Source organism: Olsenella sp. AGMB03486 (assembly GCF_040884255.1).
Lineage (GTDB): Bacteria > Actinomycetota > Coriobacteriia > Coriobacteriales > Atopobiaceae > Olsenella_L > Olsenella_L kribbiana.
Genome location: NZ_JBEVTM010000040.1, coordinates 1 through 6,718, shown reverse-complemented (window position 1 = coordinate 6,718; position 6,718 = coordinate 1). Strand labels below are relative to the sequence as shown.

8 protein-coding genes are annotated in these 6,718 nt (G+C 61.2%); 6 read left to right on the top strand and 2 right to left on the bottom strand.

Annotated features, from left to right (window positions below):
* A partial coding sequence (locus ABVS03_RS11290; RefSeq protein ID WP_368019183.1) for a hypothetical protein occupies positions 1-258 on the bottom strand: 258 nt, incomplete at its 3' end.
* Positions 259-285: 27 nt separating this feature from the next.
* Positions 286-1,266 (bottom strand): helix-turn-helix transcriptional regulator, encoded by a 981-nt coding sequence (locus tag ABVS03_RS11285; RefSeq protein ID WP_368019182.1) that lies wholly within the window; start codon positions 1,264-1,266, stop codon positions 286-288.
* A gap of 449 nt (positions 1,267-1,715) precedes the next feature.
* On the opposite strand from ABVS03_RS11285, the gene ABVS03_RS11280 reads away from it, so the two are divergent.
* The 6 genes from ABVS03_RS11280 to ABVS03_RS11255 all read left to right on the top strand — a co-directional run bounded on the left by ABVS03_RS11280 (position 1,716) and on the right by ABVS03_RS11255 (position 6,507).
* On the top strand, positions 1,716-2,084 hold the full coding sequence (locus ABVS03_RS11280; RefSeq protein WP_368019181.1) for a YraN family protein: 369 nt from the start codon (positions 1,716-1,718) through the stop codon (positions 2,082-2,084).
* 192 nt (positions 2,085-2,276) lie between these two features.
* Entirely contained in the window at positions 2,277-3,101 is an 825-nt protein-coding gene (locus ABVS03_RS11275; RefSeq protein ID WP_368019180.1) for a ParA family protein, read from the top strand.
* Positions 3,088-3,990, top strand: a complete 903-nt coding sequence (locus tag ABVS03_RS11270; RefSeq protein ID WP_368019179.1) for a ParB/RepB/Spo0J family partition protein — start codon at positions 3,088-3,090, stop codon at positions 3,988-3,990. The genes ABVS03_RS11275 and ABVS03_RS11270 overlap by 14 nt, the downstream gene beginning before the upstream one ends.
* Positions 3,991-4,265: 275 nt before the next feature.
* On the top strand, positions 4,266-4,688 hold the full coding sequence (locus ABVS03_RS11265; protein ID WP_368019178.1) for a CopG family transcriptional regulator: 423 nt from the start codon (positions 4,266-4,268) through the stop codon (positions 4,686-4,688).
* Positions 4,688-5,941: a relaxase/mobilization nuclease domain-containing protein gene (locus ABVS03_RS11260; protein WP_368019177.1), complete on the top strand. Its 1,254-nt coding sequence runs from the start codon at positions 4,688-4,690 to the stop codon at positions 5,939-5,941. Before ABVS03_RS11265 ends, ABVS03_RS11260 begins: the two co-directional genes overlap by 1 nt.
* Positions 5,938-6,507, top strand: coding sequence for a hypothetical protein (locus ABVS03_RS11255; protein ID WP_368019176.1), 570 nt, complete (start codon positions 5,938-5,940; stop codon positions 6,505-6,507). The genes ABVS03_RS11260 and ABVS03_RS11255 overlap by 4 nt, the downstream gene beginning before the upstream one ends.
* Positions 6,508-6,718: the final 211 nt, after the last annotated feature.

Genomic DNA, 6,718 nt, shown 5'->3' with positions numbered 1-6,718 from the left:
ATTTGTTTCATAAAGCGTGTTTCCGCTGCTCTTCACCTTACGCACGATGCTCTCGAGCTCATTCGCAGAAAGATCCTTGTAGCGCGAGCGAAGGTACCCCTTCAAGTCATTCTCGAGAACGACGTCTTCCGGCGCCCTATGAAGCTCGCTTCCGGACTGGTACTCGTAGCCCATCTTCTGGTCTGCCATGAAATCCATGGCAATGGCCTCGAGATCAGACTCGTAGAACTTCGCGTAGTAGTAATTGAATTGGCCCATAGCCATTTCCTTCTCATGGCTGGAGGCTTACTCCTCCAGCAACCCCTTCAGATAATTCCTGTATTCCTCAACCAGGCTCTTCGGCCCGGCAATAGTTACCGTCTTTCCCATGCCGGCGATCCAGCCGAAGAACTGCTCGCTCTTCCTGATCCGGACATGGGCCTTGGCGGACGCGTCGTCGATCCTGGAGATCTCCGCCGCGTCTCCGAAGCGGTCCATGACGATCTCGACCTTGTCGGCCCTCACGTTGAGGGTCGCCATAACTTCCTCGCCGCCGAACCTGCCGAAGTACTCGTACTTCCCCTCATCGTAGACATGATGGGCTATCTCGTCGTTTCGGGAGGCCTTACTATCGGACACCCTCACCTTGCCCATTCGATCGAGGCGGTACTCGACCATGTTGCCGTGATCGTCATCCCAGGCGGTCAGGTAGTAGAACCCATCCGCATAGGCGACCTCAACGGGCGTCACGATGTGCGGCCTGCCGTCTCGGGTCGCGTAGCGCTCCCCGTCGACGTCGCGGCGGTAGTAGGTGAACTCCACCTTCCTGCGAAGCCTCAGGGCCTCGTGGATGGCGTCCACGTTCGCGAACACGCTCTGGCTCTTCGTCTTGATCCTGCCGGGGACGTGGATCCTGCGCTCCAGGAGCGCCCTCTGGTGGTCGCTGGCGAGCAGCTTGATGTTGGTCACCAGCGCGTTGCACTGCCGCTTCGTCAGTGCCTTGCTCGATTGCACCGCGTCAACCATGAGCATGAGCTCGTCGAGCTCGAAGTCCCGCCGGACTATGGCGTACTCCACCGGGTTCCTCTGGTAGGTCTGGATGTCGCAGCCGAACTCCAGAAGCACCTCGATGTCGCGGTAGACGCTCTTGCGCTCGGCCTTGATGCCGAACTGCTCCAGTCTCTCGATGATCTGCCTCATCGACAGGCCGTGCTCCGCATCGGTCTCCTCCTCGAGGATCTGCTTGACGTAGAGGGTCTTCAGCTTGGCCTTGTTGTTGTACGTCAAGGGAGCCTCACCGCCTCTGGTCTTGGGATTTGTCCGACAAATATATCCTCGTATTCTATCGCAGAACGCGGCTACCGAATAGATGGGTGTCCCATAGTGTCGCCTCTTGGCACCCAGCGGCCAGGGCCTCCCGAGTGGCGATTCCGCCCGCGCATCTTCCACGCACCCTCCGCCTGCCATCCCGCCCTGGCTTTCCTTGACCACGCACGCTCGCACGGAACCGAAGGGGCTACAAGGGCCGCGATACTTTTCCGATTTCTTTCGGCGGTGGGAGGGAGGTTTGGATCCCACCGAAACAAACCGCTGCGCTTCGGAAAACTAGCGGCATGGAGATGAATAGTCCAATCCAAGCCTTCGCTTCCTCCCTTTCCGCTCCCCACGGACCCGCGCGCTCTCCGTGTCACAAGGCAAGCCACAGGGGCGAGCCGAAAAGACTAGGAGGTCACGTTATGAACAATCTGCACGAGAAGGCAATCGCCGCTTCCGAGAGGTTCCTGGAGCGCAGGGGCTACGAAGTCCTCTCCACCAGCTGGGAGGCACCCGACGGCTTCGGCACCATCGACGTCGTCGCGATGGACGAGGACACCATCGTCTTCGTCACCGTCGAGGCCAAAAACGCCACCGACGGCTTCCCCGAGGAGGACAACGACCGCGTCAAGCGCGAGGCCCTCGCAGCCAAGTGGCTCGCGGAGAACGCCGACCGCGGGGATGTCTCGATCCGATTCGATGCAATCTCGATGATGGTCGTGAGCGAGGACCGAGCCCTCCTGCGCCATCACATCAACCAGCTTTCCACGATGGAGTCCGACGAGGAGTAGCGACCTCCACTCCTCCGAGGAGTAGGCCGGGCGCCCGCAGGGGCGCCCGGCTTTCGCTTGCTCGCACGACGAGCCCATGCCCATGGATCTCCGCGGTTCACCTTTCCCTCTTGCATCGTACGTTATAGTACGTTTTGTGTTATGATGTGTTTGTCGGACAAAAACGTACGATTCCGACGAAATGAGATTTCGGTGGCGCGGGACTTCCACATCGCCCGCGACACCGATGCAAGAAGGAAAGGGATTTCCATGCGCACGATTGCCATATCCAACTACAAGGGAGGCGTCGGCAAGACCACCACGGCGGTGAACCTGGCCAGCATCTACGCCTCCCAGGGCAAGAGGGTCCTGCTGATCGACCTCGACCCCCAGGCCTCCGCCACGGACTTCTTCGGCCTCTACGAGAGGGCGGCCGCCGAGGACCGCACCTCCATCGAGCTCCTCTACGGAGGACGACCCGTCTCCGAGCTCGCCTACGAGACCGACACCGAGGGGCTCTCCGTGATCCCCTCCACCATCGAGCTGGTGGACCAAAACGAGCTGCTCCTGCGCGAGCAGAGGCTCAAGTTCGCCCTGGACGACGCCTCCGAGGACTACGACGTCTGCCTCATCGACTGCTCCCCGGTCATGAAGCGCCTCGCCTTCAACGCCTACCTCGCCGCTGCCGACAATGGCCTGGTGGTGATTCCCGTGAAGCTTGACTCCACCGTCATGCGCGGCACCGCCCTCACGGTGGAGGCGACCAAGTCGATTGCGGAGGCGCTTAGGATGCCGACGCCGAAGTACCGCATCCTGCGCACCTGCGTCCCAGGACGCATGACCAACGCCGAGTCCACCGGCGCGCAGGTGCTGGACAACTTCTTCCCGCAGTCCCAGTTCGAGACCGTCATCCATGCCAGCTCCAAGGTCTGCGAAGGCAGCTGGCAGTGGAAGCCCGTGACGGCCTTCGAACCCGGCAGCAGGCCGGCGCTCGACTACGCGGCGCTCGCCGAGGAGATCTCCCATGAGCTCGCCTAGGGACGTGGCCGCAGGCTTCTCCATCACGGGTCTTCTGGACCAGTCCTCGAAGACCAGGGAGCGCTACCCCGTCGTAGAGATCGACGTTCGAACCATCGCCGACCACCCCGCTAACGTGACCTACTCCATGGACCGCGAGAGCATCCGCAAGCTCGCCCTCTCCATCGCCGAGAACGGCCTGACGGACATCCCGCTGGTGAGGAAGATGGGCGACGGGTCATGGCAGATGATCTCGGGCCACAGGCGCAAGGCGGCATACGAGCTCCTCTCCAGGGAGGATCCCTCCTACGAGAAGATGCCCTGCCGCATCATCGAGGGGATCAGCGACGAGCAGTCCGTGACGCTGCTGCACACGGCGAACTACTTCGTCAGGGCGCTGACCGTTTCCGAGAGGGCCGCCGCGACGAGCGCCCTCGGCATGGAGGTCAGGGCCCTGCGCCAAAGCGACAAGTCCCTCACGGGCATGCGCACCGAGGAAGTCAAGGCGAGGATCATCGAGCAGCAGACGGGCCGCAAGGTTTCCGGTAAGACCATCCAGCGCGAGGAGCGCATGGCCCGAAGGATCGCCGAGGACCTCTCCCCGGAATGGGCTGCGGAGGCAGACAGCGGCAACCTCACTGCCGCCGCAGTGGAGGCGCTGAGCAGCCTTCCGAAGCCCGACCAGTCGGACCTCTACGAGCGCAAGGGCCGCGGTCTCGTCAGCAAGAAGCAGCTGTCCGACTACGTGGTCGAGTACGCCGGTGCGAAGCACGTTGCCGACCCGAGGCTCGCGAAGGCCAAGCGCCAGATCGCCGCGTGGCTCGACGAGCCGCACCGCAACGTCACCGACCACGACCTGCGGGCCCTCCGCGAGATTGCGGAGATGACGGCCCGCTTCATGAAGAGATGACCTTTCATGCCAGCCTGGTCCCGTAAGGGGCTCAGGCGGCAAATCCAGCAAGTAGCCCATGGGCGTCAGACAGAAATCTGACAGCCCAAGGCATTTGTTCCGGGCACGTTCGAGCAGCTTTGTCGCGAGCTATGCGAGGGCTCGCTCCGGAGTACGCCCGGAATAGCAGGCGGCCGCGGCGAAAAGAAAAGCGGCTCGCCTGGCGGGGGATCCCCCGCGCCCCTGCTTTAGACAAACCACGACCGCGCGATGCGCGGAGAGCATAGGAGCAAACCATGGCAAAGAAGACCAACAAGGAACAGCGGCTCACCTTCCGCATGGCCCAGGAAGACTACGAGAAGCTGGAGAGGCGCTGCGAGGATGCGGGGCTGACCAAGTCCGAGTATCTCCGATACCTCGTGCGAATCCCCCTGGCCACCGAGGAGAACCCCGAGGCGGAGCATGCGATTCTCGTGGACCGAAAGGCGATGAACGCTATGTCGAGGGAGCTGACCAAATGGGGGTACCACTACAACCAGGCGGTCCATGCGATGAACTCCATCAACTACTACGTCGCGCGCGGCACCATCGACCGAGAGTTCATCGGCACCAAGGCGGAGGAGATCGAGGTGGAGCTCGTCACCGTGAACCGCAACGCTGAGCGCCTCGCCTACGAGCTCGGCCAGATGCAGAGCCTTGTTTTGGTGGCTGACAAGTAATGCCAATTCTGAAACCGATATCGGGGCATGGCTCAACCGTCGGAATCAGGCGGTATCTGGAGAAGAAGAACCGCGCGTTAGCAAGGGACTTCTTCAATCTCTCGTGGGACGAACGTAAAGACATCGACACTCCCGAGGACAAGAAAGAGTTTGTGCTCTGGGATGTCGAGATGGATGCGACAAGGGCCGAGTTTGGACATGACGAACCTTGGCATGGAATGAGGGCCAGAACCTTCAAGCACTTCGTCCTCTCCCCGGACCCAGATGACGCCATCGGCCTTGCAGAGCTGCGGGAGCTTTCAAGCGCTTGGGCCCTCAGGTTCTTCCCCGACAACCAGATCGCCATCGTCTACCACGACGACAACGCTCGCGGCATCCCCCATGCCCACATCGTCGTCAATAGCACCAACCTCCTAACTGGCAACAGAATGCACACCGAGCACCCCGAGGACCTTAACCGGGCGCTGCAGGACATGGCGCGGGAGCGAGGACTTTCGGGCCTGTCGAACCAGAGAAAGCCATCTGAGGGCAAGGCTGACGCGGCCGAGAAGAACAAGGTTAACGCGCCCAGGACACGGAGAAACGTCTATCTGGGACGGCAGGAGAGGGAGATCGCCAAGGCGGGCGGATACACCTGGGTCGGCGATATCAGGGCGCGCGTAGCCCTTGCGAAGACCATGGCCACCAACGAGGCGGAGTTCTTCGCGATCCTGGACGCCTTGGACGTTCATGTGGCCGACAACTCCTCGAAGGCGCGCCGAGACGACTGGATCTTCTCGCTTGCGGACTGGCCTTCGAAGAAGGTCTCCGGAGAGCGGCTCGGCTACACCTACGGCAAGCAGATGCTGCAGCGGCGATTCGATAGGAGCGGGGCATACAGACCCACCGAGAAATCAATCGACGAGATCAGGAAGCGCGCCGAAAGCGCGATCGAGCTGAACGACCTGGAGGACCTTTCAAAGCTCTCCGCTGCGCTGGAGACTTGCGCGAAGTTCGATGTCGAGTCCCTGGAGGAGTTCGATGCTCGCCTCGCTACCCTCTCCCGACGCGGCCAAATCGGCAGCGAGGGCGCCCAGAGGCTCATGCAGGCGAAGGAGTACATGACCGAGCACAGGCTCATGCCGCAGAAGGTCAGGTACGAACAGAGACAACAGGAGCTTGTCGACAGGCGCAGGTCCAGGACGAACCAGAACGAGCAGAGAAGCCTGGCTGCAAGGCAACGCGAGCAACAGCGAAGGAGGAGCGAACGATGAACATCAGAATCACCTACCCGAGCGGACGCATCGATGTGTTTGATACGGGCGCCTATGCCACTTCTGCGCCATTCGACTCGAAGAACATGCTCACGGATTTCGAGATCGGCCTGGGCGACATCGAGGAAGAGGGGCTTTGGCTGGTCGCGAACTACTACGCCGCCAAGCCCGAGTTCCGAAAGGGTGCCGCGGGAATCCCCGTTGCAAGGCGGTCCCGCGGATGGAGATTCCTACTCTCCACCGCGGAGGAGGCAAAGGAGCTATGCGACGTCACCGTCGATGGAGAGATGGTCATCGCGAGGGTCGCCGGTGATGTCTGCAATATGAGGGAGTTCGAGTCAGCCGCGCTCATGCGCATCGGTGCCTCGAACGACGGTGTGCTCGAAAGGATAAGGAAGCTGCATGCCTTCATGGTCATAGAAACCGGAGAGGAGAACCCGGCTATCCCCGGAGTGACGAAGGCCGCGGTTGAGTACGCGTTAGCAGCGATGGAAAAGCAACCGGAGAAGGGCGATGCAAGGGTCGTCTCCGAGGATTGGGGTGATATGGATGAAGCTGATTGGTAAGTGCATCTCAGGATTCATCAGGTGGCTCATCAAAGCCGTATTCAGGTTCATGTAAGACATGGAGAGCAAAGGAGCTTGTCCGTTAGAAACGTTGTGTTAGACAGTATGACCCGAACCCTAAGGACTGGGAGGCTCTGCCGATTCCGTCGGAGCGGGACCTCCCGAAGCCGCACAATGTCTTTCATCGCAGGGAAAGGCGCGCGGCGCCAAA

Excerpts from the sequence above, each read along its gene's own strand:
- ABVS03_RS11270 (WP_368019179.1), top strand. The coding sequence starts at position 3,088 with ATGAGCTCGCCTAGGGACGTGGCCGCAGGCTTCTCCATCACGGGTCTT.
- ABVS03_RS11280 (WP_368019181.1), top strand. The coding sequence starts at position 1,716 with ATGAACAATCTGCACGAGAAGGCAATCGCCGCTTCCGAGAGGTTCCTG.
- ABVS03_RS11255 (WP_368019176.1), top strand. The coding sequence starts at position 5,938 with ATGAACATCAGAATCACCTACCCGAGCGGACGCATCGATGTGTTTGAT.
- ABVS03_RS11265 (WP_368019178.1), top strand. The coding sequence starts at position 4,266 with ATGGCAAAGAAGACCAACAAGGAACAGCGGCTCACCTTCCGCATGGCC.
- ABVS03_RS11260 (WP_368019177.1), top strand. The coding sequence starts at position 4,688 with ATGCCAATTCTGAAACCGATATCGGGGCATGGCTCAACCGTCGGAATC.